This window comes from Bosea sp. NBC_00550 (assembly GCF_026020075.1).
GTDB lineage: Bacteria > Pseudomonadota > Alphaproteobacteria > Rhizobiales > Beijerinckiaceae > Allobosea.
In genome coordinates this window covers 4,277,569-4,298,830 of sequence record NZ_CP102772.1, presented here as the reverse complement: position 1 = coordinate 4,298,830, position 21,262 = coordinate 4,277,569, and the positions used below count along the sequence as shown (strand labels likewise).

Here is a 21,262-nt window from a genome sequence, read left to right as displayed (position 1 = left end):
GTCAAAGCCCGAGCATCTCGCGCATGTATCCGGGCTCAATGCCCCTTGTGCTCGCCCTCGCCGCCCTTGGCGGCGATCGAGTCGACCTTGAACTCGACATCGACATTGCCGGCCTTCTCGAAGGTCAGCGTGCCCTTCATCATCTCACCCTGCTTCAGCTGCTGCTTCAGCTCCATGAACATGATGTGGTAGCCGCCGGGCTTGAACTCGACCTTGCCGCCGGGCGGGACGTCCACGCCATTCTCAAGCGGGCGCATGGTCATGATGCCGTCCTTCACCGCCATCTCGTGAACCTCGGCACGGGCGGCGAAGGGAACGGAGACCGAGACCAGCCGGTCCGCCGTCGAACCGGTGTTCTCGATGCTGAGATATCCGCCGCCGACCTTCGCGCCGGCTGGCGTCGCACGCGACCAGGGGTGACCGATCTTGAGCGCGCCCGCCTTGAACTCATGGGCGGAGGCGATGGTGGCCGATAGCGCGAAGGCGGCCGCGGCGAGCGAATAGGAAAGCTTCATGGCTTGTGTCCTGAACGGAGAGGACCGCTGACGCAGTCCAGATTGCATGTCGCCCGCCCCCGTGAGGCCGGCGACGTATCGACGGATCGGGGAAGAAACGTCAGGCGGCCGGCGGGGCGCGCGAATGCGCGAGGCCGGTGGCGAAGCGATGCGCCAGGCCTTCCGCCAGCGGGAGCGGCACGGGCAGGCTGACGACGGAACGCCCGACCGAGGGCACGCCATCGGCTGCCGAACCAGCGAGGATCGGGTTTAGCGGGCAGCCCTTGCAATGGACGAGATCGCCAAGCGGAACCGGCGCGGCATCGCCGGGAACGGGCATGCTGGAACAGAGGACGGCGCCGTTCTGCGCGATGAAAGCCGCCTGCGCGGGCGCAGGAGCGAGGGCCAGCGCCAGCACCGCCCAGGCATAAGCGACGGCGAGCCAGACTCCGAGCCCGGAGCGGCGCAGGCGGTCAAGAAGGGTGGCGCGAGCCGGCATGGCGGCAAATGGCGCCGCTTCCGCCCTGCCGTCAAGCCGCGCGATGCCGCAGGCCGCACTCCGGACATACGATTGGAGAAGATTATTCTCCTTGCCTGAGTTTCTTTAAAAGAACGAACCGATTGACAAAGAGGACGACCACCGCCAGATTGCAGATCGTTCCTGGAGCGATCCAGGCACCGCGGAGATTTGAGCGAGCAGCTTGCGCCGCGTCACCAAACGCTAAAGCGCCACGACTGGGTCGTGGGCTCCAGACCGAGGAGACTGACATGGCCATTGCGAAAACGAGCCGAAGCCAAATCCGCTTCCGCCACTCTCTCTGTTGCTGTCGACGCTGAGATCGCAGGGCCGCAAGGCCGCTTCCATCCGATCGTTTCGACGAACGCCGCAAGAGCGGCGAAAGGCAGAGCCATGTCCCAGTTTTACTCCGCTTCGAGCCGGACCCGCCCGGCCCAGCAGGCCTATGTGATCGAAATCGGCGAGGCCCAGATCGGTCTCGTCAGCCGCCGCGCCGACGAGCGCGACTTCACCTTCATCGCCGCTTCCTCGGCTTTCCACGCTTTGGACGGGCGCCGCTTCGCCAGCCCGGGCGCGGCGGAAAGCGCCGCCCGCCGGCTCGCCGCGCCGCGACGCGCCAGCTCGCTTCGACTGGCCTCGTGAGGCGAAGATGCAGCTCCTGTCGCCACTCTGGAACGCCCTGGCAGCCTGGTTCGCCCGCGCCGTTCCCGCCAGCTTCGACCCGCTCGACGCCACGAGCGTGGACGACCGGCGCCGTTCGATCCACGACGTGACGATCGAGCAGCTCGGTATCGCCCACTGGTCCTGCCATACTCATTTCTGAGGACATGATGAACGCCCCCGTCAGACCCGGCACGCTCGCGGCCGGCGCCCTGCCCATCGCCGTTCCCGATACGGCCATCCGCTTCGAGCAGGTCGGCAAGACCTATGCCGGGCGCAGCGGCCAGCAGGCCGTGAGCGCGCTCGCCGGCATCGATCTCGACGTGCCGGCCGGCAGCATCCTCGGCGTGATCGGCCGCTCCGGCGCCGGCAAGTCGACGCTGATCCGCCTGGTCAACGGGCTCGAGCGCGCCACCGCCGGGCGCATCCTGATCGAGGGCGAGGACGTCACGAACCTGACCGAGGCCGGCTGGCGGGCACAGCGGCGGCGGATCGGCATGATCTTCCAGCACTTCAACCTGCTTTCCTCGCGCACGGTCTTCGACAATGTCGCGCTGCCGCTGGAGATCGCCGGCACGCCGCGCGCCGAGATCACCGCCAAGGTCGAGAGGCTGCTCGCGCTCGTCGGGCTCGCCGACAAAAGCGCGCGTTATCCGGCCGAGCTCTCGGGCGGGCAGAAGCAGCGCGTCGGCATAGCCCGGGCGCTCGCCACCGATCCGAAGGTGCTGCTCTGCGACGAGGCGACCTCGGCGCTCGATCCCGAGACGACCCGCTCCATCCTGTCCCTGCTGAAGCAGGTCAACCGCGATCTCGGCATCACCATCCTGCTGATCACCCATGAGATCCCGGTGATCAAGGAGATCTGCGACCGGGTCGCGGTGATCGAGGATGGGCGGATCGTCGAGGAGGGCGAGACCTTCTCCGTCTTCACCAACCCTCAGCATCCGACGACGGCCCGCTTCGTCGAGGCGGTGACCGGGGTCGAGGTGCCCGAGCATCTCGCGGGCCGCATCCGCTCGCAGGCACGGCCGGGCGACAATCTCGTCCTGCGCATCACCTTCATCGGCGAGAACGCGACCGCGCCCGTGATCAGCCGGCTGAGCGCCATCGTCGGCATCGACGTCAACATCCTGGCGGGACGCATCGACGCCATCGCCGGGCAGCCCTTCGGCAGCCTGCTCGTCTCGGTGCCCTCGCGCGCGCCGGAGAGCGAAGCCGTGCTCGGCGCCCTCAAGAGCCTGGGACTCAAGGCGGAGGTGATCGGCCATGTCTCCTGAAATCATCCGCCTGATCTGGCAATCGACTTTGGACACGCTGATCATGGTCGCGACAGCGGCCGGCATCGGCACGCTGCTGGGGCTGCCGCTCGGCGTCTTCCTCGCCACCAGCAAGCGGGGCGAGCTGTTCTCGGCACCTGCCGCCAATGCCCTGCTCGGCGTGCTGGTCAACGCCACCCGCTCGACGCCCTTCATCATCCTGGTCGTGGCGATCATCCCGTTCACACGGCTGCTCGCCGGCACCTCCATCGGCACAGCAGCGGCGATCGTGCCGCTGACCGTCGCGGCAACGCCGTTCATCGCCCGCCTGATCGAGGGCGCGATACGCGAGGTCGATCAGGGCCTGGTCGAGGCTGCCCGCGCCATGGGCGCCACGCCCGTCCAGATCATCAGAAAGGTGCTGGTGCCCGAGGCGCTGTCGGCGATCGTGCTCGGCCTGACGCTGGCCATCGTCAGCCTGATCGGCTTCTCGGCCATGGTCGGCGCGGTCGGCGGCGGGGGGCTCGGCGATCTCGGCATTCGCTACGGCTACCAGCGCTTCATGCCCGATGTGATGGCGACCGTCGTCGCCGTGCTCATCGTCCTCGTCCAGCTCGTCCAGAGCATCGGCGACCGCCTGGCGCGCCGCCTCAACAAGCGCCTGCGCCACGCCTGATCCGACATTCCATCCGCTTCATGTCAAAGGAAACCACCATCATGACGACCTCCCTCAGCCGCCGCGCCGCCCTTGCCGCCGGCTTCGCCTTCGCCCTTGCCGCCGGCCCGGCGCTGGCCCAGCAGAATCAGGTCGTGCGCATCGGCGTCTCGCCGGGCCCGCATGCCGAAATCCTCGAAAAGGTGAAGCCGCTCATCGCCAAGAAGGGCATCGACCTCAAGATCATCGAGTTCTCCGACTATGTCGTGCCGAACCAGGCGCTCGACGCCGGCGAGCTGGAGGCCAATTCCTTCCAGAACCAGCCCTATCTCGACAACCAGGTGAAGGACCGCGGCTTCAAGATCGAGAGCGTCGGGCTGACAGTGAACTTCCCGCTCGGCATCTATTCGTCGAAGTACAAGAGCTGGTCCGAGGTGCCTGACGGCTCGACCGTCGCGATCCAGAACGACCCGACCAATGGCGGCCGCTCGCTGCTGCTGCTGCAGGACAGGGGCATCATCAAGCTGAAGGACGGCGTCGGCTTCAAGCCGACCGTGGCCGACATCACGGCCAACCCGAAGAAGCTCAAGATCATCGAGATCGAGGCCGCCCAGACCCCGCGTTCGCTGGCCGATGTCGCCGCCGCCGCGATCAACACCAACTACGCCGTCGATGCCAAGATCGACCCGGCCTCGGCCATCCTGCGCGAGGATGCCAAGGGGCCCTACGTCAACCTCATCGCCATCCGCAGCGCCGACAAGGACAAGCCCTGGGTCAAGACGCTGCTCGAAAGCTACCACACGCCCGAGATCAAGGCCTTCGTCGCCGAGCGCTTCAAGGGCGCCGTTCTCGCCGGCTGGTGACCGTCTCCTCCCCACCTGGCTCTCCAGTCATATAGCCAGGCAACTGCCCCGGATGCGTGCATCCGGGGCTTTTTGTTTTCCGACGCTCAGCGCCGAGGCGGGCCGAAGGCGGAGCACCGGGTCTCGCCGGAGGAATCGTCGACGCCGTCGTTCGGTGACCACGAAGAGGTCGCCCCCCTTGTTGCCCATGATGCCACGCTCTGGCGCGTGGAACGGCCCCGCTGACAAGATCGGAATCCGCCGGCCGGGAACCATGCGGCGGCCGCGTGACAGGCCTAGCGCAGGCCCGCGCCATCCGCGCCCAGCGCTATCGCGGCCTGCGCCGGCGAGCGCTTAAAGCCGATCACTTCGAGCTCGGTGACGATGGCAACGGCGGCTGCCTGCGCCAGCACGAAGGCGATGCCGAGCCCCGTCGGCGCGAACCAGCCCAACAGCAGGATCGCGATGCTGTCGGCTATCCAGACGAGGTTGCCGCCGATGACCGCATAAACCACGAGGCGCGGCAGGAGCTTGCGACTGGCGAGGAAGCCGAGCAGCGCCGCGCAGGGCAGCAGCATGAGGCCGGACCCGCGCAGGAAGCCTTCCGGCAGGCCGAGCGGCGCGGCAAGCGGGCCGGCGGCGGTGGCGAGCAGCAGAGCCATGCCGGCGCAGGCAGCGGCATCGAGCGCGAGAGCGTTGCGCAGGAACGGCGAGGACTGGATGAGCGACATGGCATTTCTCCTTGCGGCTTGTTGGGCGGAAAGCCCGTTGTCGATGCGGAGAATGCTGACGGGTTCGCGGGGACGCGTCGATTAAGCGGGAGGTAATTGGAACGGTCCGCCGGGATCGCTAGCTTGCCTGCCATGACCATGCATCACGCCCCCTCCATCGGCGCCCTGCTCCGCGACTGGCGGCAGCTGCGCCGCTTCAGCCAACTCGACCTCGCGCTCGAGGCCGAGATCTCGCAGAAGCATCTGAGCTTCATCGAGAGCGGCCGCTCGCGCCCGAGCCGCGAGATGGTGCTGCTGCTCGCAGAGCACCTCGCTGTCCCGCTGCGCGAACGCAACGCGCTGCTGCTGGCCGCCGGCTATGCGCCGGTCTATCTGGCGCGCCCGCTGGAAGACCCGTCGCTGAAAGCGGCGAAGGGCGCGATCGACCTCATCCTCAAGGGCCATGAGCCCTATCCGGCAATCGCGATCGACCGGCACTGGACGCTGCTCGCGGCGAACGGCGCGGTTACCCGCCTGCTCAGCCTCGTCGCCGATGCGGAGCTGCTGCGGCCGCCGGTCAATGTGCTGCGCTTGTCGCTGCACCCGGACGGACTCGCGCCCTTCATCCTCAATCTCGGCGAATGGCGCGCACATTTGTTGGCCCGGCTGCGCCAGCAGGTCCGATCGACGGCAGACGGCACGCTGGGCGCCCTGCTGAGCGAGCTTTCGGAGTACCCGCATCCGAGCCAGGCGACGAAGGCGCGCCATGAGCCCGAAGCCGAAGCCGGCATCGTCGTGCCCATGCAGCTGCGGCTCGGCGACACCGTGCTCTCGCTGATATCGACGACCACGGTGTTCGGGACACCGGTCGACATCACGCTTTCGGAGCTCGCGCTCGAAACCTTCTTCCCGGCCGATACCGCCACGGCCGAGGCGCTGCATGCCCTCGCCGCAAGCGGCAGCGGAACGGCATGATCGCCCGGAACCTTTCAGCCCAGGCTCCGTTCCTTACCCGACGCGACGGATGTCGCACCGGAACCAAGAGGAGCTTCGCAATGGGCAGCACGACCGACAAGATCAAGGGTATGGCCAACGAGGCCACCGGCAACGTCAAGCAGGCCGCCGGCAAGGCGTTCAACAAGCCGGACCTGGAAGCCGAGGGCGCCGCGCAGGAGCTGAAGGGCGAAGCCCAGCAGGCGATCGGCAAGGGCAAGGACGCCGTCAAGAAGGCCGTCGACAAGGTCTGAGGCACCGGCCTCAAAACGCAAAGGGCCGCCGAAAGGCGGCCCTTTTTGTATCTATGCCCGGGTGCCGGTCAGGCCGTGCCGCCGAGACCGCCGAGAAAGTCCTTCACCCGGCCGAAGAAGCCGGCCGTCTCCGGGTGGTTGTTGTGCGAGCTCTCGCGCTCGAACTCCTCGAGCAATTCCCGCTGGCGCACTGTGAGCTTCTGCGGCGTCTCGACCACGACCTGGATGTAGAGGTCGCCGACCTCGCGCGAGCGCAGCACGCTCATGCCTTTGGCCTTCAAGCGGAACTGCTTGCCCGTCTGGGTGCCCTCGGGGATCTTCACCCGCGCCTGTTCGCCCGAAAGCGTGGGCACCTCGATCTCGCCGCCGAGCGCGGCCGAAACCAGCCCGATCGGCACGCGGCAGAACAGGTCGGCGCCGTCGCGCTGGAAGATCGCGTGCGGCTTGATCGAGAGGAAGATGTAGAGGTCGCCCGCCGGCCCGCCGCGCAGGCCGGCCTCGCCCTCGCCGGCAAGACGGATGCGCGTGCCGTCCTCGACGCCCGCGGGGATGTTGACCGCAAGCGTGCGCTCGCGCGTGACGCGGCCCGCGCCCTGGCAGTTCTTGCAGGGGTCGTCGATGATCTCGCCGCGGCCCGAGCAGGTCGGGCAGGTCCGCTCGACCGAGAAGAAGCCCTGATTGGCGCGCACCCGGCCATGGCCACCGCAGGTCGGGCATTGCCGCGACTTCGAGCCCGGCTTGGCGCCCGTGCCCGAACAGGCCTCGCACGAGACCGAGGTCGGCACGCGGATCGAGGCGTTCTTGCCGGTGAAGGCGTCCTCCAGCCCGATCTCGAGATTGTAGCGCAGATCGGCGCCACGCTCGCGGCCATTGGCGCTGCGCGGCCCGCCGCGACGGGCATCGCCGAAGAAGGAATCGAAGATGTCCGACATGAAGTCGGAGAAATCGGCATTGCCGCCGGCGCCGCCGCCATTCTCGAAGGCCTGATGGCCGAAGCGGTCATAGGCGGCGCGTTTCTGGCCGTCGGAGAGGACCTGATAGGCCTCGTTGATTTCCTTGAACTTGATCTCGGCTTCCTTGTCGCCGGGATTCTTGTCGGGGTGATGCTGCATCGCGAGCTTGCGGAAGGAGCCCTTCAGCTCGATTTCCGTCACGGTCCGGCTGACGCCAAGGATCTCGTAGTAATCGCGTTTCGACATCGATCGAACAGCCCCTTCGCCGCCTCATGCGTCATGGCCGGGCTTGACCCGGCCATCTCCGGCAGGAAAGCGTTTTTCTTCGCGATGCCTTCTCGTAACGAGATGGCCGGGTCAAGCCCGGCCATGACGTCCCAGGAGAAGGCGAGCGCCGGTTACGCGCTCTTCTTCTTGTCGTCCGAGACGTCCTTGAAGTCGGCGTCGATGACGTCGTCCTTCTTGGCTTCCTCGGTCGTCTCGCCTTCGGCAGCGGCGCCTTCGGCCTGGCTGGCGGCATACATCGCCTCGCCGAGCTTCATCGAAGCCTGCATCAGCTCGTTGGTGCGCGCCTGGATGGCCTCGGGATCCTCGCCGGTCAGGGCAGTCTTGAGCGCCTCGGCCGCGGTCTCGATCGCCGCCTTGTCGGCTTCCGAAACCTTGTCGCCATAATCCTTCAGCGACTTCTCGGTCGAATGCACAAGGCTCTCGCCCTGGTTCTTCGCCTCGACCAGCTCGCGGCGCTTCTTGTCCTCGGAGGCGTTGGCCTCCGCATCCTTCACCATCTTCTGGATGTCGGCCTCGCTGAGACCGCCCGAAGCCTGGATCTTGATCTGCTGCTCCTTATTGGTGGCCTTGTCCTTCGCCGTCACCGAGACGATGCCGTTGGCGTCGATGTCGAAGGTCACCTCGATCTGCGGCATGCCGCGCGGGGACGGCGGAATGCCCATCAGGTCGAACTGGCCGAGCAGCTTGTTGTCGGCCGCCATCTCGCGCTCGCCCTGGAAGACCCGGATCGTCACCGCGTTTTGGTTGTCCTCGGCGGTGGAGAAGACCTGGCTCTTCTTGGTCGGGATCGTGGTGTTGCGGTCGATCAGGCGGGTGAACACGCCGCCCAGCGTCTCGATGCCGAGCGAGAGCGGGGTCACGTCGAGCAGCAGCACGTCCTTGACGTCGCCCTGCAGCACGCCGGCCTGAACCGCGGCGCCGATGGCGACGACCTCGTCAGGATTGACGCCCTTGTGCGGCTCCTTGCCGAAGAACTGCTTCACGACCTCCTGGACCTTCGGCATGCGGGTCATGCCGCCGACGAGGACGACCTCGTCGATCTGGCCCGCCGACAGGCCGGCATCCTTGAGCGCCTTCTTGCAGGGCTCGATGGTGCGCTGGATCAGGTCGTCGACCAGGCTCTCGAACTTGGCGCGCGAGAGCTTGATGGCGAGGTGCTTCGGACCCGAGGCATCGGCCGTGATGTAGGGCAGGTTGATCTCGGTCTGGGCCGTGGTCGAGAGCTCGATCTTGGCCTTCTCGGCGGCTTCCTTCAGGCGCTGGAGCGCGAGTTTGTCCTTCTTCAGGTCGATGCCCTGCTCGCGCTTGAACTCGTCCGCGAGATACTCGACGAGGCGCATGTCGAAATCCTCGCCGCCGAGGAAGGTGTCGCCATTGGTCGACTTCACCTCGAAGACGCCGTCGCCGATCTCGAGGATCGAGACGTCGAAGGTGCCGCCGCCGAGGTCATAGACCGCGATGGTGCCGGCCTGCTTCTTGTCGAGGCCGTAGGCGAGCGCGGCCGCCGTCGGCTCGTTGATGATTCTGAGCACCTCGAGGCCGGCGATGCGGCCGGCATCCTTCGTCGCCTGGCGCTGGGCGTCGTTGAAATAGGCGGGAACCGTGATGACGGCCTGAGTGACGGGCTGGCCGAGATAGGCCTCCGCCGTCTCCTTCATCTTGGTCAGGGTGAAGGCCGAAATCTGCGACGGCGAATAGTCCTTGCCGTCAGCCTCGACCCAGGCATCGCCCGAGGAAGCCTTCTTGATCTTGTAGGGAACGAGCGAGAGATCCTTCTGCGTCATCGGATCCTCGAAGGTCCGGCCGATGAGGCGCTTGATCGCGAAGAAGGTGCGCTCCGGATTGGTGACGGCCTGGCGCTTGGCCGGCTGGCCGACAAGGCGTTCGCCGTCATCCGTGATGGCGACGATGGAGGGCGTGGTGCGCGCGCCTTCCGAATTCTCGATGACCTTCGGCGTGGTGCCTTCCATCACTGCAACGCAGCTGTTGGTCGTGCCGAGGTCGATACCAATGACTTTACCCATGGATGGGATCCCTTTCGATTGAGCAGATCGCCGGCCGGCGACGCATTCCCGTCACCTGCCGGCCCATGGACCGGACCGCCCCCGCTTCAGCGGCGAACGAACCGGCATTCCACGTTTGACGGTGGTTAAACCGCCCCTTGGCGGCGTATATAGTGAGGGTGTTCCCACCCTTGCAAGACAGGCGAGCCGAATAAGAAACGGGGATTTCGGGCTTTGCGGCCGGATTCGTGCTTTCAGGCGCGACTGTGGCCTCGCCGCCCTTGCGCATCCCGATGCCGCCCTTCATGCAGGAAGGCCGTTCCGTTAGCGCATGGACAGCCATGAGCCGATCGACGCGCCTCATCCTCGCTTTGGCGGCTGCTTTAGCCGCGATGACCGCCTGTGCGCAGGCGCAGCCCCTGCAATTGCCGGGCGCGCAGCCGTTCAATGCACCGGGCGCGCAACAGGCGGCCCCGCCGCAATCGGGGGCGCCCGCCCAGCCGCGCCCGCAGAGCATGCCGGCGATCAAGATCGCCGGCGAGGATGCGATCCTCGGCAAGGTCCTGCATCGCAACGGCCATCACGGCGAGGCGATCTTCACCAAAACGGCAGGCGGATTCGGGATGAAGCTCAATCTCGACGGCTTCCAGCCCGCCAATCTGGTCGAGCCCTGCGCCGTTTCCTTCGGCGAAAATCCGGTTCCGGTCACGGCATTGGGCCGTCCGGCCGGGGTGCCGCGCTATCGGTTGGAAGCTCCGATCTGCCCGATCGTCTTCGATGTGCTCGACGGCGCCTTCCTCGTCGTGGAGCCGACGGAGCCCTGCGTCGTCGAGGCCGCGCAATGCCGCATCGACCCGCGTGGCCTGTGGGGGCCGGACGCGCGCACAGCCGCCGCCCAGGCCAAGGAGATCGAACGGGCCCGCGGTGCGGCCGAGCGAGCCGTCCGCGAAGGCTACAAGACGTTGACCGCGAAGTCCGACGCGGTCGAGCAGCGCACGATCGCCCGCGAGCAGGCGGGCTTCTCGGCCGAGCGCGAGATGATCTGCCGCGATTTCCAGCGCGAGGGTCAGGTGGGGTTCTGCGCAGCGCGGATCACCGAGGCGCGCGCCGCCGGGCTGCGTGCCCGCCTCGGCCTCAACACCGAGCCCAAGCCGGCCGCCAAGCCGAAGCCGCGCCCGGCAACGCCGAGGCCGGCGCCGCTCTCGCTCACGCCGACGCAGTAGGGTCCCGGCCCATCCGCTTGGCCAATGTCGCTTCGTCGAGCCCGGCGAGAGCGTCGATCAGAAGCATCGCGAAGCTGCCCGGTCCAGCCGCGCGTTCGGCGGCGACTTCGCCCGCGATCCCATAAGCCGTCAGCGCGGCGGCTGCCGCGACGGCGGCATCCGGCTCGACCGCCCGGCAGGCGGCGACCAGCGCGCTCGATGCGCAGCCGAGCCCCGTGACTTTCGTCATCAATTCATGGCCATGGCCGATCGAGAAGCTGCGCCCATCGCCCTCGATGCGGTCGACCTTGCCTGTCGTCACGCGCAGGAAGTCATCCGCCCGCCGCATGACGGCATCGAGCGCCGCCATTTCCGTGGCGTTGCCACGCACGGTGACGCCCGGCAAGCGCAGGATCGCCTCGGCCAAACCCAGTCTGAGCGGCGACAGCTCGACGAAAACGGGGTCGAGCACGAGAGGGATGCCGCGTTCGCGCGCGACACCGACGAGCTTTGGGATGGCGCGCTCGCCCTCCGGGCTGATCGTGCCGAGATTGATCAGGATCGCGCCGGCCCCGGCGGCGACGGCCGCGACCTCGTCGGGATGACCGGCCATCGAGGGCACGGCCCCGAAGGCGAGCAGCATGTTGGCGGTGACGTTCTGCGCCACCGTATTGGTCAGGCAATGGATGCGCGGGCGGCGCTTGGCCACCCGCGCGAGGATCGACGCGACCTGCGCCGCGTCGAGACTATCGTTCTCGCTGCTCATTCCGCCGCTGGTAGATAGATGCTGCCGCCCTTGTCGAGGAATTCCTTCGACTTGGCGGCCATGCCGTCTGCTGCCATCGCTTCGAGATTGGCGCGCTCATTGTCGCTCATCGCCAGAACCTCGGCGCGCAGGTCCTGCGTGATCTTCATCGAGCAGAACTTCGGCCCGCACATCGAGCAGAAATGCGCGACCTTATGAGCGTCCTTCGGCAAGGTCTCGTCGTGGTAGGCGCGCGCCGTGTCGGGATCAAGCGCGAGATTGAACTGGTCCTCCCAGCGGAAGTCGAAGCGGGCGCGGGAGAGCGCATCGTCCCTGATCTTCGCGGCCGGATGGCCCTTGGCGAGGTCGGCGGCGTGCGCCGCGATCCGATAGGTGATGACGCCGGTCTTGACGTCGTCGCGGTCGGGCAGGCCGAGATGCTCCTTCGGCGTGACGTAGCAGAGCATGGCGCAGCCATACCAGCCGATCATCGCCGCGCCGATGCCGGAGGTGATGTGGTCGTAGCCCGGCGCGATATCGGTGGTCAGCGGTCCCAGCGTGTAGAAGGGCGCCTCGCCGCATTCACGGAGCTGCTTGTCCATGTTCTCCTTGATCTTGTGCATCGGCACGTGGCCGGGGCCCTCGATCATGACCTGACAGCCCTTGTCCCAGGCGATCTTGGTGAGCTCGCCCAGCGTCTCCAGCTCGGCGAACTGGGCGCGGTCGTTGGCGTCGGCGATCGAACCGGGGCGCAATCCGTCGCCGAGCGAGAACGAGACGTCGTATTTGCGCATGATCTCGCAGATCTCGTCGAAACGCTCGTAGAGGAAGCTCTCGCGGTGATGCGCCAGGCACCAGCGCGCCATGATCGAGCCGCCGCGCGAGACGATGCCGGTGACGCGGGATGCCGTCAGCGGAACATAGGGCAATCTCACGCCGGCGTGGATGGTGAAGTAGTCGACGCCCTGCTCGGCCTGCTCGACCAGCGTGTCCTTGAACACCTCCCAATCGAGCTTGATCGGATCGCCGCCGACCTTCTCCAGCGCCTGATAGATCGGCACCGTGCCGATGGGGACCGGCGAATTGCGCAGGATCCAGGAGCGGATGTTGTGGATGTTGCGGCCGGTCGACAGGTCCATGACGGTGTCGGCGCCCCAGCGTATCGCCCAGACCAGCTTCTCGACCTCCTCGGCCGCGCCCGAGGTCACGGCGGAATTGCCGATATTGGCGTTGATCTTGACCAGGAAGTTGCGGCCGATCGCCATCGGCTCCAGCTCGGGGTGGTTGATGTTGGCCGGGATGATGGCGCGGCCGCGCGCGATCTCCTCGCGGACGAATTCGGGCGTGACGAATTCCGGCACCGAGGCGCCGAAGCTCTCGCCATCGGCATGGCGCTCCCTGGCACCTTCCAGCATGGCGGCGCGGCCGAGATTCTCGCGATGGGCGACATAGATCATCTCGGGCGTGACGATGCCGGCCTTCGCGAACTCGTATTGCGTCGTCATCTGGCCCGGCTTCGCCTCGAGGATCGGGCGCGCGGCCGGGCAGGCGGGAACGAGCTGCGCCTCGCTGATATGGCCGTTATCGGCGGCCGTGACTGTGCGGCCGGGCACGGTCTGGAAGCCGCGCGCATCGAGCCAAGCGCGGCGCGGCTGGGCCAGGCCGGCATTCAGGTCGATTCGGGCGTCGGTCTCGGTGAACGGGCCGGAGGGATCGTAGATCCGCACCGGCGGCTCGGCATCGGTGGTCAGCATGACCTCGCGAAAGGGCACGCGCATCTCCGGATGATCCGGCGGCGCGACATAGATCTTGCGCGAACCGATGATCGGGCCGGTCGTCACACTTTGCGGCGCGGCCTTGACGCTGTTCTTCAGGGTTTTGGTGTGGGCATTCATGAGGATCTCCTCCTTGATACAGGTCAGGAGATCCGGGCTTGAAAGCGGTCCAGTCGCTGTCTGCGGGCACGATTCGACTCTAACCCGCGTTCCAGTCCCTCCGCCGGTATGACCCGGATCAGGTTCGATGGGTTCGGCGGTCAGGCCATCTCAGCTCTTGCGAGCACCCCTCGGAACAGCACCGAGGTTAGGCGTAGCGCCGCCGCTTGGCAACGGGCTGCGTGACGAACGATTGGAGGATGGAAGTGGATCAGGCCGTCAGGTCGACCAGGCGCCCTGCCCGGCCGGAAGCGTCGCCTGTATCTGTTCGACGCTCTGCTGGAGCATGGCGACGAGGCCCTGATCGGCCTGCGCGTTCTGTTTGATCATCTCGACGGACAGTGCCTGCTGCGTCGAGGCGGTCTGCATCGTGACGATGCTGCGGGCAAGGGAAACGGCGTCGCTCATGCGGCGACGCTAGTTCGCCGACCTTGCCGAATCCTGAACGGCCCCGCTCAGGGCGCGCTGATCGACGGCACCGGGCGCGGCATCGGCGGGTCGCGATTTGGCTGCGGCGCCGCCTGTGCGCGGTCGTCGCGCGGGGCGCGGATTTCCGTGCGCGGCACGGGCCTCTCACTGGCTGGCACGCGAACGGCCTCGCCTGCGCGAGGAGCCAGCGGCACACCCGGCGCCCGCTGCTTCACGGCGGCAGGAGCACTCTGAGCCAGTGCCGGAAGCGCCGCAAACGAGCCCGCCATCATCAGGCCGGCATCACCAGATCAAGCTTTTTCATGACTGAACCTCCCTTCGGCTTGTCCTCCGGGAGATGAAACCGCCGCAGAAGGCGGCAGTTCCCTGCGTCCAGGTAAGAACGGGGCCGCTCGTCGAGCAGCCCCGTTCCCATCGTCACTGGTTCTGGCCGCTGAGCAGCGGCGTGATGCGCCGCAGCGTCACGCGCCGGTTCTCGCGTGCCGCGTCCTGCGTGTTGATCTTCAGATACTGCTCGCCATAGCCCTGCGTCGTCAGGTTCTCCGGCGGGATCTGGAAATCGCGCGTCAGGATCTCGGCGACGGACTGCGCGCGGCGATCCGAGAGCGAGAGATTATCGACATCGGCGCCGACGGCGTCGGTATGTCCCTCGACGAGGAAGACCTCGTTGGGCGCGCGCTGCAGGGCGCGCCGGACGGAGTCCGCGATCACGGACAGGCGCTGCGCCTGTTCGGGCGCGATCTGCCAGGAACCGGTGTCGAAGGTGATCGTGTCGATGTCGACGCTGCGCATGCGGGCGCGCAGATCCGGCGAGTAGCGGACCTCGTCCAGCGTGTAGCGACGCGGGATCGCGGCGATCGGCGGCGCCGTGATCGTCTCGTAGATCAGCGCCTCGTCGGCCTGATCGGCATCGACGATATAGCGCTCGCGCGGGATCGGCAGCGGCGGCGCCGGCAGCACGACGACATCGTCGGCGAAACGGCCGGGACGGTCGCGCAGCGTGTTGTCGATGATGATCACCTCGCGATTGTCGCGGTCGATGCGGGTGCGGCGGATCAGACGGCCCTCCTCGTCCGTGACGGTGACGATGCGCGTGCCGTCGGGGCGCTCGAAGACCATGCGGTTCTCGTCGCCGCGGCGCTCGGAGCGGCCCTGCCAACCGAGATCGCGGAAACGCTGATCCTCGTCGCGGCGGATGATGGCGCGGCCGTCATCGTCGCGGATGATGGTGCGGCCGGGCTCGCGGATGATGGTGACGTCACCCTCGCGGCGCTCCTCGCGGCGGCTGCGGATATCCTCGAAGCGCTGCGCGCCCTGCGTCGCCATGATGCCGCCGATGACGCCGGCGCCGAGGCCGATCGCACCTGCGACGCCGGGCGAGATGCCGCCGCGACGACCTTCGCGCTGGGGCGGCTGAGTCGGGAAAGCCCCACCGGCGGGCGGCTGACCTGGAGCAATGCCGGGCTGAACAGGGGCGGGAGCAACACCCGGTTGTGCAGCGGATGGCGGCGCTCCGGGCGCGGGACGTCCCGGCGCGGCACCAGCGGGCGGAATCGGGGCTGTGGCGCCGGGCTGGGCCGGAGCACCCGGAGCCGCCGCCGGAGGCGCTCCCGGAGCGGGGCGCGGCGGCTGAACCGGAGCCGCACCCGCGGGCGGAGTCGGAGCGGTTGCGCCCGGTTGCGCAGGGGCGGCGGGACCGCCGGGCGCTGCGGCCGGAGGCGCCACGGGCTGCGGTGCTGCGGCCGGCGGACGGGCTTGGGGCGGCGCAGCCGAGGGTGGCACGGCCGGGCCGCCACGCGGAACGGCCGAAGGCGCAGCTCCGGCACCCGGCTGAGCCGGCGCGGGAGCGGCAGCCGGCGGCGTTCCCGGCGTCGGGCGCGGCTGCCCGGCGGGAGCGGAGGGTGCGGTGCCGGGCTGCGGCGCAGCCGCCGGAGGACGAGGCTGAGATGGAGCTGCCGAGGGAGGCACGGCCGGGCCACCGCGCGGAACGGCCGATGGCGGGGAGCCCGGCTGGGCGGGAGCAGGAGGCGGAGCCGCTTGCGGGCGCTGGCCGGGCTGTGCGCCAGGAGCGGAGGCCGGCGGTGCAGGCGGCTGGGAAGGCGCGGCGCGCGGCGGCGTCGGCACGGTAGGTTCGGCCGGCGGTCGCGGTGGCGTCGGGCGCGCTGCCGGAGGCTGGCCGGGTGCGGGCGCCATGTTCGGGGCGGGACGCGGCTGCGCCGGAGCCTCGCTCGGCATGGCCGGGCGTTGCGGCTGCGGACGGGCGGCCGGCGGCTCGGCGCGCGGCTGGGGAGCGGCGGGTGGCGGCGGCGCGGGGATGGCCGGCGGCTGCGGCGGGCGCGGCGCTTGAGGCGCGCCGGGAACCGCTGGGCGCTCCGGCCCGCGCTGGCCCGGCTGCGCTCCCGGTGGACGCGGCTCCTGCGGCCGCTGGCGCGGCCCGCGCCCGGGCTCTTCGTCGCCGGGAGCCGGGGCCTGGACGAGTTGCAGCCCGGCTTGAGCGAAGGCTTGTCCGGCCTGCGAAAGGACGAGGGCAGGCAGGACGGTCCCGACCAGCAACCAGCTTTTCGTGCGCATTACAATTCCCGTCATTCGTTTCAACTTGGGGGTATCAGGCCGTTGGCGGCCTGAACCCGCGATGAAGCGAAAACGGCGAGAATCGGGCAATGGTTCCGGCCTTGCAGGCCTCAGAGACCAGCCTGCGCCTTCACATAGGCCGCGATCTCGGCATGGCTCGCGAACCAGCAATCGCCCTTCGCCTTGGCGAGCTGGATCAGCTCCTCGAGGATCCAGAGGCGCGAGCGATAGGTGATGACATGCGGATGCATGGTCAGCAGAAAGAGCCCGCCATCGGCATAAGCTCCCTCGAATTCGCGGCGGAAGATATCGAAGACCGCTTCGGGTGGCGTATAGGGCCGAAGCGCCTGAAAGCGGTTCATGTTGAAGTAGACCGCGTCGTCGCGAATCCACTCGACCGGCAATTCGACCATACCGGTCGCCTCGCCCTTCTCGACGATCTCGTAGGGGTCGTCGTCTGCGAAGAGCGAGGAATCGTAGAGCAGGCCAAGCTCACGCTCGACGGCGAGCGTCACCTCCGAGAAATCCCAGGACGGTGTGCGCATGCCGACCGGCCTGACGCCGGTGATCTTCTCCAGCGTATCGGCCGAGCGCAGGTGCAGTTCGCGCTCATCCGCCGGCGGCACCGCCGTGTTCACCTCGTGAATCCAGCCATGGAGGCCGATCTCATGGCCTTCGCCGACGATGCGGCGCTGCTCATCGGGATAGAGCAGCGCCGTGACGGCCGGCACGAAGAAGCTCGCCTGGATGTCCTGTTTCTTCAACAGGTCCAGAATGCGCGGGATGCCGACGCGATTGCCGTACTGCCCCCAGGAGAGACGCCCGACCGATTTGCCGCCGTCGCGCAGTTCGTTGGTCTCGTGGTCGACGTCGAAGGAGAGCGCTACGGCGCAGCGGGCGCCGTTCTTCCATCTGGCGGGCTTGAGGTTGCGGCCGGCGCGCACGCGCTCGACCTTGCCGCGCCAGACCTCTTCCGGCCATTGCCAGGGCAGGAGTTCGGATTCGGACATGGATCGCTCCTTCTCAAATTCTCTCGACGGACAATGACATTTGCGCCGGCATCCTGGCCGAAGCGAAGCGTAGCGCCGGGATCCATCATGGGGCTCCGACGCCCTGCGATGGATCCCGGATCTGCGCGGCTACGCCGCTTGTCCGGGATGACGGCGCGTATTTCCGAAACGACGACGGCTCACGCCACCGGCAGCACCGGCACAGCCGCCAACAGCCTCTTCGTATAATCGTGCTGCGGGTTGTCGTAGACATCGCTGGCCGGGCCGCTCTCGACGATCTTCCCGCGATACATGATCGCGACGCGGTCGCAGAGATGGCGGACGACCGAGAGGTCGTGCGAGATGAAGATCAGCGTCAGGTCGAGTTCCTGCCTGAGCCGTATCAGCAGGTTGATGATCTGCGCCTGGATGGAAACGTCGAGCGAGGCGACCGGCTCGTCGCAAACCACGACGTCCGGCTGCATCGCGAGCGCGCGGGCTATGGCGACGCGCTGGCGCTGGCCGCCCGAGAACTGATGCGGATAGCGGACGGCGAAGGCCGGATCGAGCCCGACCGCCGCCAACCACTGACGGACATACTCCTTGGCCTGCCCGCGCCCGATCAGCCCATGCGTCAGCGGCCCCTCGGCAATGGAATCGCCGACCGTCATGCGCGGATTGAGCGAGGCGAAAGGGTCCTGAAAGATGGTCTGGACGCGCGTCGTGATCTTGTGAGGATGCGTGCCCGCGCTCATCACCGGAGCATCGTCGATCGCGACGCGGCCGGTATCGGGCGCATAGATGCCGGCCGCCACGCGCCCAAGTGTCGACTTGCCGGAGCCGGATTCGCCGACGAGGCCGAGCGCCTCGCCGCGCCTCAGGACCAGCGTGACGTCGTCGACCGCCTGCACCGCGACAGGCGCTCTGGAGAGGCCGGCCTTCTGCGCCAGCTTGCGGAACAGTCCCGGCGTCTGCTCGAAGCGCTTGGCGACATGCTCGATGCGAACATAATGCGCCGCGTCCCTCGCCGCCGGCGCTGCATCCTTCGCCATGCGCGGCGGCGGAGCTACGTCGGAACCGGCGCCGCCGGCCAGCAGCGCGCCGGGCTCGGAGCGGGAGGGCAGCGCGTCGAGCAGCCCCCGCGTATAGGGATGCTGCGGGTGGGTTAGCACGTCGAGCGTCGGGCCGGCCTCGACGATCCTGCCGTGGCGCATGACGCAGACATGGTCGGCGAGCGAGGCGACGACGGCGAGGTCGTGGCTGATCCAGATCAGCGCCGTGCCGAGCTCGGCGACCAGCTCCTTCATCTCCGCGAGAATCTCGGCCTGGACGGAGACATCGAGCGCGGTGGTCGGCTCGTCGCAGATGATCAGCTTCGGCCGGTGCAGCAGCGCAATCGCGATGGCGACGCGCTGGCGCATGCCGCCGGAAAACTGGTGCGGGTAGAAATCGACCTTGCCCTCGGCATCTGGAATGCGGACCTGCGCCAATGCGGCCACCGCGCGACGGCGCGCCTCGCCTCCCGAGACCGTCTCATGCGCTTCCAGAGCGAGCCTGATCTGCACGCCGATGGTCAGCATCGGGTTCAGCGTCATCATCGGGTCCTGGAAGACCATCGAGATCTGCTTGCCGCGAATCTTGCGCAGTTCCGAAGGGGACAGCCCGACGAGTTCGCGCCCCTCCAGCTTCACCGAGCCGCCCTCGACACGGCCGGGCGGGTCGATCAGCCCGATGATCGAGAAGCCGGTGATGCTCTTGCCGGAGCCGGACTCGCCGACGAGACCCATCACCTCGCCACGCTTCAGCGCGAAGGAGACGCCATCGACCGCCTTCACCACGCCGGCCCGGGTTTGGAACTGGGTGGCGAGATCGCTGACCTGAAGGAGAGGCGCTTCGCTCATCGCTTCAGCCTCGGATTGACCTGGTCGCGGATGCGGTCACCGACGAGATTGATGGCGACGATCAGGACGATCAGGGCGATGCCGGGATAGATCGAGATCCAGTAGCGACCGGACAGCATGTACTGGAAGCCGTTCGCGATGAGCATGCCGAGCGAGGGCTCCGTCACCGGCAGGCCGACGCCGAGGAAGGACAGCGTCGCCTCCAGCGCGATGGCATTGGCCACCTGCACGGTCGCGACGACGATCAGCGGTGGCAGGCAGTTCGGGAAGATGTGGCGCAGGATCACGCGCCAGCCCGGCAGCGGCGTCGACAGCACCGCTTCGACATAATCCTTGCCGCGCTCGGCCGAGGCCGCGCCATGGGCCGTTCGGGCGAAATAGGCGTATTGCGCGGCGGCCAGCGCGGCGATGAGTTGCATCTTGCCCTGACCGAGCAGCGCGGAGAGCACCAGCGCCAGCAGGATCGCCGGGAAGGCCAGTTGCAGGTCGATGACGCGCATGATGAAGGCTTCCCAGCGCCCGCCGACATAAGCCGCGCCGATACCGAGCGATACGCCGAGCACGAAGGCGAGCCCGCCGGCGACCAGCCCCATCTGCAGGGAGATGCGCAGGCCGTAGAGGATCGCCGAAAGCAGGTCGCGCCCCTGCGCATCCGTGCCGAGCCAATGGGTGTAGCCGCCTTCGCCGACATAGCCGGGCGGGCGGCGCGCATCGGAGAGGGTGAGGTTGGCGAGGTCGTAGGGGTCCTGGGGCGCGACGAGCGGTGCCAGCACGGCGATGCCGACCATCAGCACGACCACCGCGAGCGCCGCGACCGCGGCCTTGCTCTCTCGGAACTCGGCCCAGAAGCGGGCGGCGGGAGACGCGTCCTTCATCGCGCGCCTCCTTTCCGCAGCCGCGGATCGAGCCCGACATAGGCGAGGTCGACGAGGAAGTTGATGGTGATGAAGACGAAGGCGACGAGCATGAGATAGGCGACCATCACCGGCCGGTCGAGCGACTGGATGGAGTCGATGATGAGCTTGCCGATGCCGGGCCAGGAGAAGATCGTCTCCGTGACGACGGCGAAGGCGAGCGTCGAGCCGAATTCGAGGCCGAAGACTGTGACGAGCGGGATCGCGATCAGCCTGAGCACATGACGGCGCAGGACCGTCCATTCCGAGAGACCGGCCGCGCGGGCGAACTTCACCGTATCCGAGAGCATGGTCTCGCGGGTTCCGGCGCGGGCGAGGCGCGTCATCAAGGCGAGCTTGAAGAAGGCAAGGTTGAGCGCCGGCAGCAGCAAATGGCTGAGCCCATTCAGCGTCAGGAAGCTCCATTCGACGCCGAAGATCGAGACGGTCTCGCCGCGCCCCCCGGCAGGCAGCCATTGCAGCTCGACCGCGAAAGCCATGATCAGCACCAGGCCTATCCAGAAGGTCGGCACGGAGAAGCCGAGGATCGAGACGGTCATGATCAGCTTCGAGGCGACGCTGTCCGGTCTGTAGCCGGCATAGATTCCCGCGGGTATGCCGATCAGCGCGGCGCCACAGACTGCGGCAAGCGTCAGCTCCAGCGTCGCCGGCAAGCGCGACAGGATCAGATCCATCACCGGCATGCCGAAAACGAAGGAGCGGCCGAAATCGCCATGCAGCACGCGGCCGAGGAAGGTGAGGTACTGTTCCCAGAGCGGCCGGTCGAGCCCGTAATGGGCGATGGTCTGGAGGCGCAGTTCCTGACTGACGTCGGGGCCGATCAGTACATCGATCGGGTTGCCGATCGCATAGACGCCGACGAAGACCAACACCGACATGACGAGCATGACGACGAGCGCCTGGGCGAGGCGGACGGCGACATGGCCTAGCATGGGTGAAGCCTTCGGCGCGG

22 protein-coding genes and 1 riboswitch are annotated in these 21,262 nt (G+C 67.7%); of the genes, 9 read left to right on the top strand and 13 right to left on the bottom strand.

Going from position 1 to position 21,262, the window contains the following annotated elements; genetic code table 11:
• Nucleotides 1–35 precede the first annotated feature (35 nt).
• Entirely contained in the window at nt 36–515 is a 480-nt protein-coding gene (locus NWE53_RS20690) for a copper chaperone PCu(A)C (protein ID WP_265051234.1), read from the bottom strand.
• 100 nt (nt 516–615) lie between these two features.
• Entirely contained in the window at nt 616–993 is a 378-nt protein-coding gene (locus tag NWE53_RS20685) for a hypothetical protein (protein WP_265051233.1), read from the bottom strand.
• Between the two features lie 411 nt (nt 994–1,404).
• On the opposite strand from NWE53_RS20685, the gene NWE53_RS20680 reads away from it, so the two are divergent.
• From NWE53_RS20680 to NWE53_RS20660, 5 genes are read left to right on the top strand one after another with little or no spacing between them, the layout of a single operon-like run.
• The gene (locus NWE53_RS20680) at nt 1,405–1,653 is read left to right on the top strand and encodes a hypothetical protein (RefSeq protein ID WP_265051232.1); all 249 of its coding nucleotides are present in this window, start codon (nt 1,405–1,407) and stop codon (nt 1,651–1,653) included.
• A gap of 7 nt (nt 1,654–1,660) precedes the next feature.
• On the top strand, nt 1,661–1,834 hold the full coding sequence (locus NWE53_RS20675; protein ID WP_265051231.1) for a hypothetical protein: 174 nt from the start codon (nt 1,661–1,663) through the stop codon (nt 1,832–1,834).
• Between the two features lie 7 nt (nt 1,835–1,841).
• Nucleotides 1,842–2,948, top strand: coding sequence for a methionine ABC transporter ATP-binding protein (locus tag NWE53_RS20670; protein WP_442864860.1), 1,107 nt, complete (start codon nt 1,842–1,844; stop codon nt 2,946–2,948).
• Nucleotides 2,938–3,603, top strand: coding sequence for a methionine ABC transporter permease (locus NWE53_RS20665; RefSeq protein ID WP_265051229.1), 666 nt, complete (start codon nt 2,938–2,940; stop codon nt 3,601–3,603). Before NWE53_RS20670 ends, NWE53_RS20665 begins: the two co-directional genes overlap by 11 nt.
• A gap of 41 nt (nt 3,604–3,644) precedes the next feature.
• Entirely contained in the window at nt 3,645–4,445 is an 801-nt protein-coding gene (locus NWE53_RS20660; RefSeq protein WP_265051228.1) for a MetQ/NlpA family ABC transporter substrate-binding protein, read from the top strand.
• Between the two features lie 275 nt (nt 4,446–4,720).
• Here NWE53_RS20660 and NWE53_RS20655 read toward each other — a convergent pair whose 3' ends face one another.
• Nucleotides 4,721–5,155 carry a hypothetical protein gene (locus NWE53_RS20655; protein ID WP_265051227.1) on the bottom strand — a complete coding sequence of 145 codons (435 nt, stop codon included), beginning with the start codon at nt 5,153–5,155 and terminating at the stop codon, nt 4,721–4,723.
• A gap of 132 nt (nt 5,156–5,287) precedes the next feature.
• Here NWE53_RS20655 and NWE53_RS20650 point away from each other — a divergent pair, with 132 nt between their 5' ends.
• Both NWE53_RS20650 and NWE53_RS20645 read left to right on the top strand, forming a co-directional pair.
• Nucleotides 5,288–6,109, top strand: a complete 822-nt coding sequence (locus NWE53_RS20650) for a helix-turn-helix domain-containing protein (RefSeq protein WP_265054967.1) — start codon at nt 5,288–5,290, stop codon at nt 6,107–6,109.
• 80 nt (nt 6,110–6,189) lie between these two features.
• Nucleotides 6,190–6,381, top strand: a complete 192-nt coding sequence (locus NWE53_RS20645; RefSeq protein WP_265051226.1) for a CsbD family protein — start codon at nt 6,190–6,192, stop codon at nt 6,379–6,381.
• 68 nt (nt 6,382–6,449) lie between these two features.
• Here NWE53_RS20645 and dnaJ read toward each other — a convergent pair whose 3' ends face one another.
• Entirely contained in the window at nt 6,450–7,580 is a 1,131-nt protein-coding gene (gene dnaJ / locus NWE53_RS20640; protein WP_265051225.1) for a molecular chaperone DnaJ, read from the bottom strand.
• A 152-nt stretch (nt 7,581–7,732) separates the two neighbouring features.
• The gene (gene dnaK, locus NWE53_RS20635) at nt 7,733–9,646 is read right to left on the bottom strand and encodes a molecular chaperone DnaK (RefSeq protein ID WP_265051224.1); all 1,914 of its coding nucleotides are present in this window, start codon (nt 9,644–9,646) and stop codon (nt 7,733–7,735) included.
• A 320-nt stretch (nt 9,647–9,966) separates the two neighbouring features.
• On the opposite strand from dnaK, the gene NWE53_RS20630 reads away from it, so the two are divergent.
• Nucleotides 9,967–10,848, top strand: coding sequence for a hypothetical protein (locus NWE53_RS20630; protein WP_265051223.1), 882 nt, complete (start codon nt 9,967–9,969; stop codon nt 10,846–10,848).
• Here NWE53_RS20630 and NWE53_RS20625 read toward each other — a convergent pair.
• From NWE53_RS20625 to NWE53_RS20610, 4 genes are all read right to left on the bottom strand, one after another.
• On the bottom strand, nt 10,832–11,593 hold the full coding sequence (locus NWE53_RS20625; RefSeq protein WP_265051222.1) for a hydroxyethylthiazole kinase: 762 nt from the start codon (nt 11,591–11,593) through the stop codon (nt 10,832–10,834). The genes NWE53_RS20630 and NWE53_RS20625 overlap by 17 nt on opposite strands.
• Entirely contained in the window at nt 11,590–13,467 is a 1,878-nt protein-coding gene (gene thiC, locus NWE53_RS20620; protein ID WP_265051221.1) for a phosphomethylpyrimidine synthase ThiC, read from the bottom strand. Before thiC ends, NWE53_RS20625 begins: the two co-directional genes overlap by 4 nt.
• Nucleotides 13,468–13,544: 77 nt before the next feature.
• A riboswitch (TPP riboswitch) is annotated at nt 13,545–13,648 on the bottom strand.
• Nucleotides 13,649–13,725: 77 nt separating this feature from the next.
• A complete protein-coding gene (locus NWE53_RS20615; protein WP_265051220.1) occupies nt 13,726–13,914 on the bottom strand; it encodes a hypothetical protein in 189 nt (62 codons plus the stop codon).
• A gap of 438 nt (nt 13,915–14,352) precedes the next feature.
• Complete coding sequence (locus NWE53_RS20610; RefSeq protein WP_265051219.1) at nt 14,353–15,261, bottom strand: OmpA family protein; 909 nt, start codon at nt 15,259–15,261, stop codon at nt 14,353–14,355.
• Nucleotides 15,262–16,126: 865 nt separating this feature from the next.
• Here NWE53_RS20610 and NWE53_RS20605 point away from each other — a divergent pair.
• Nucleotides 16,127–16,282 (top strand): hypothetical protein, encoded by a 156-nt coding sequence (locus NWE53_RS20605; protein WP_265051218.1) that lies wholly within the window; start codon nt 16,127–16,129, stop codon nt 16,280–16,282.
• Nucleotides 16,283–16,616: 334 nt separating this feature from the next.
• On the opposite strand, the gene NWE53_RS20600 is transcribed toward NWE53_RS20605, so the two are convergent.
• The 4 genes from NWE53_RS20600 to NWE53_RS20585 form a co-directional block, all read right to left on the bottom strand.
• Nucleotides 16,617–17,516 carry a polysaccharide deacetylase family protein gene (locus NWE53_RS20600; protein ID WP_265051217.1) on the bottom strand — a complete coding sequence of 300 codons (900 nt, stop codon included), beginning with the start codon at nt 17,514–17,516 and terminating at the stop codon, nt 16,617–16,619.
• 179 nt (nt 17,517–17,695) lie between these two features.
• The gene (locus tag NWE53_RS20595; protein WP_265051216.1) at nt 17,696–19,396 is read right to left on the bottom strand and encodes a dipeptide ABC transporter ATP-binding protein; all 1,701 of its coding nucleotides are present in this window, start codon (nt 19,394–19,396) and stop codon (nt 17,696–17,698) included.
• Nucleotides 19,393–20,271 carry an ABC transporter permease gene (locus NWE53_RS20590; protein ID WP_265051215.1) on the bottom strand — a complete coding sequence of 293 codons (879 nt, stop codon included), beginning with the start codon at nt 20,269–20,271 and terminating at the stop codon, nt 19,393–19,395. The genes NWE53_RS20595 and NWE53_RS20590 overlap by 4 nt, the downstream gene beginning before the upstream one ends.
• Nucleotides 20,268–21,242: an ABC transporter permease gene (locus NWE53_RS20585; RefSeq protein ID WP_265051214.1), complete on the bottom strand. Its 975-nt coding sequence runs from the start codon at nt 21,240–21,242 to the stop codon at nt 20,268–20,270. The genes NWE53_RS20590 and NWE53_RS20585 overlap by 4 nt, the downstream gene beginning before the upstream one ends.
• Nucleotides 21,243–21,262 lie beyond the last annotated feature (20 nt).

Excerpts from the sequence above, each read along its gene's own strand:
- thiC (WP_265051221.1), bottom strand. The coding sequence starts at position 13,467 with ATGAATGCCCACACCAAAACCCTGAAGAACAGCGTCAAGGCCGCGCCG.
- dnaK (WP_265051224.1), bottom strand. The coding sequence starts at position 9,646 with ATGGGTAAAGTCATTGGTATCGACCTCGGCACGACCAACAGCTGCGTT.
- NWE53_RS20650 (WP_265054967.1), top strand. The coding sequence starts at position 5,288 with ATGACCATGCATCACGCCCCCTCCATCGGCGCCCTGCTCCGCGACTGG.
- dnaJ (WP_265051225.1), bottom strand. The coding sequence starts at position 7,580 with ATGTCGAAACGCGATTACTACGAGATCCTTGGCGTCAGCCGGACCGTG.
- NWE53_RS20585 (WP_265051214.1), bottom strand. The coding sequence starts at position 21,242 with ATGCTAGGCCATGTCGCCGTCCGCCTCGCCCAGGCGCTCGTCGTCATG.
- NWE53_RS20675 (WP_265051231.1), top strand. The coding sequence starts at position 1,661 with ATGCAGCTCCTGTCGCCACTCTGGAACGCCCTGGCAGCCTGGTTCGCC.
- NWE53_RS20685 (WP_265051233.1), bottom strand. The coding sequence starts at position 993 with ATGCCGGCTCGCGCCACCCTTCTTGACCGCCTGCGCCGCTCCGGGCTC.
- NWE53_RS20610 (WP_265051219.1), bottom strand. The coding sequence starts at position 15,261 with ATGGCGACGCAGGGCGCGCAGCGCTTCGAGGATATCCGCAGCCGCCGC.
- NWE53_RS20630 (WP_265051223.1), top strand. The coding sequence starts at position 9,967 with ATGAGCCGATCGACGCGCCTCATCCTCGCTTTGGCGGCTGCTTTAGCC.
- NWE53_RS20600 (WP_265051217.1), bottom strand. The coding sequence starts at position 17,516 with ATGTCCGAATCCGAACTCCTGCCCTGGCAATGGCCGGAAGAGGTCTGG.
- NWE53_RS20670 (WP_442864860.1), top strand. The coding sequence starts at position 1,842 with ATGAACGCCCCCGTCAGACCCGGCACGCTCGCGGCCGGCGCCCTGCCC.
- NWE53_RS20645 (WP_265051226.1), top strand. The coding sequence starts at position 6,190 with ATGGGCAGCACGACCGACAAGATCAAGGGTATGGCCAACGAGGCCACC.
- NWE53_RS20690 (WP_265051234.1), bottom strand. The coding sequence starts at position 515 with ATGAAGCTTTCCTATTCGCTCGCCGCGGCCGCCTTCGCGCTATCGGCC.
- NWE53_RS20625 (WP_265051222.1), bottom strand. The coding sequence starts at position 11,593 with ATGAGCAGCGAGAACGATAGTCTCGACGCGGCGCAGGTCGCGTCGATC.
- NWE53_RS20595 (WP_265051216.1), bottom strand. The coding sequence starts at position 19,396 with ATGAGCGAAGCGCCTCTCCTTCAGGTCAGCGATCTCGCCACCCAGTTC.
- NWE53_RS20655 (WP_265051227.1), bottom strand. The coding sequence starts at position 5,155 with ATGTCGCTCATCCAGTCCTCGCCGTTCCTGCGCAACGCTCTCGCGCTC.
- NWE53_RS20665 (WP_265051229.1), top strand. The coding sequence starts at position 2,938 with ATGTCTCCTGAAATCATCCGCCTGATCTGGCAATCGACTTTGGACACG.
- NWE53_RS20590 (WP_265051215.1), bottom strand. The coding sequence starts at position 20,271 with ATGAAGGACGCGTCTCCCGCCGCCCGCTTCTGGGCCGAGTTCCGAGAG.
- NWE53_RS20615 (WP_265051220.1), bottom strand. The coding sequence starts at position 13,914 with ATGAGCGACGCCGTTTCCCTTGCCCGCAGCATCGTCACGATGCAGACC.
- NWE53_RS20680 (WP_265051232.1), top strand. The coding sequence starts at position 1,405 with ATGTCCCAGTTTTACTCCGCTTCGAGCCGGACCCGCCCGGCCCAGCAG.
- NWE53_RS20605 (WP_265051218.1), top strand. The coding sequence starts at position 16,127 with ATGTTCGGGGCGGGACGCGGCTGCGCCGGAGCCTCGCTCGGCATGGCC.
- NWE53_RS20660 (WP_265051228.1), top strand. The coding sequence starts at position 3,645 with ATGACGACCTCCCTCAGCCGCCGCGCCGCCCTTGCCGCCGGCTTCGCC.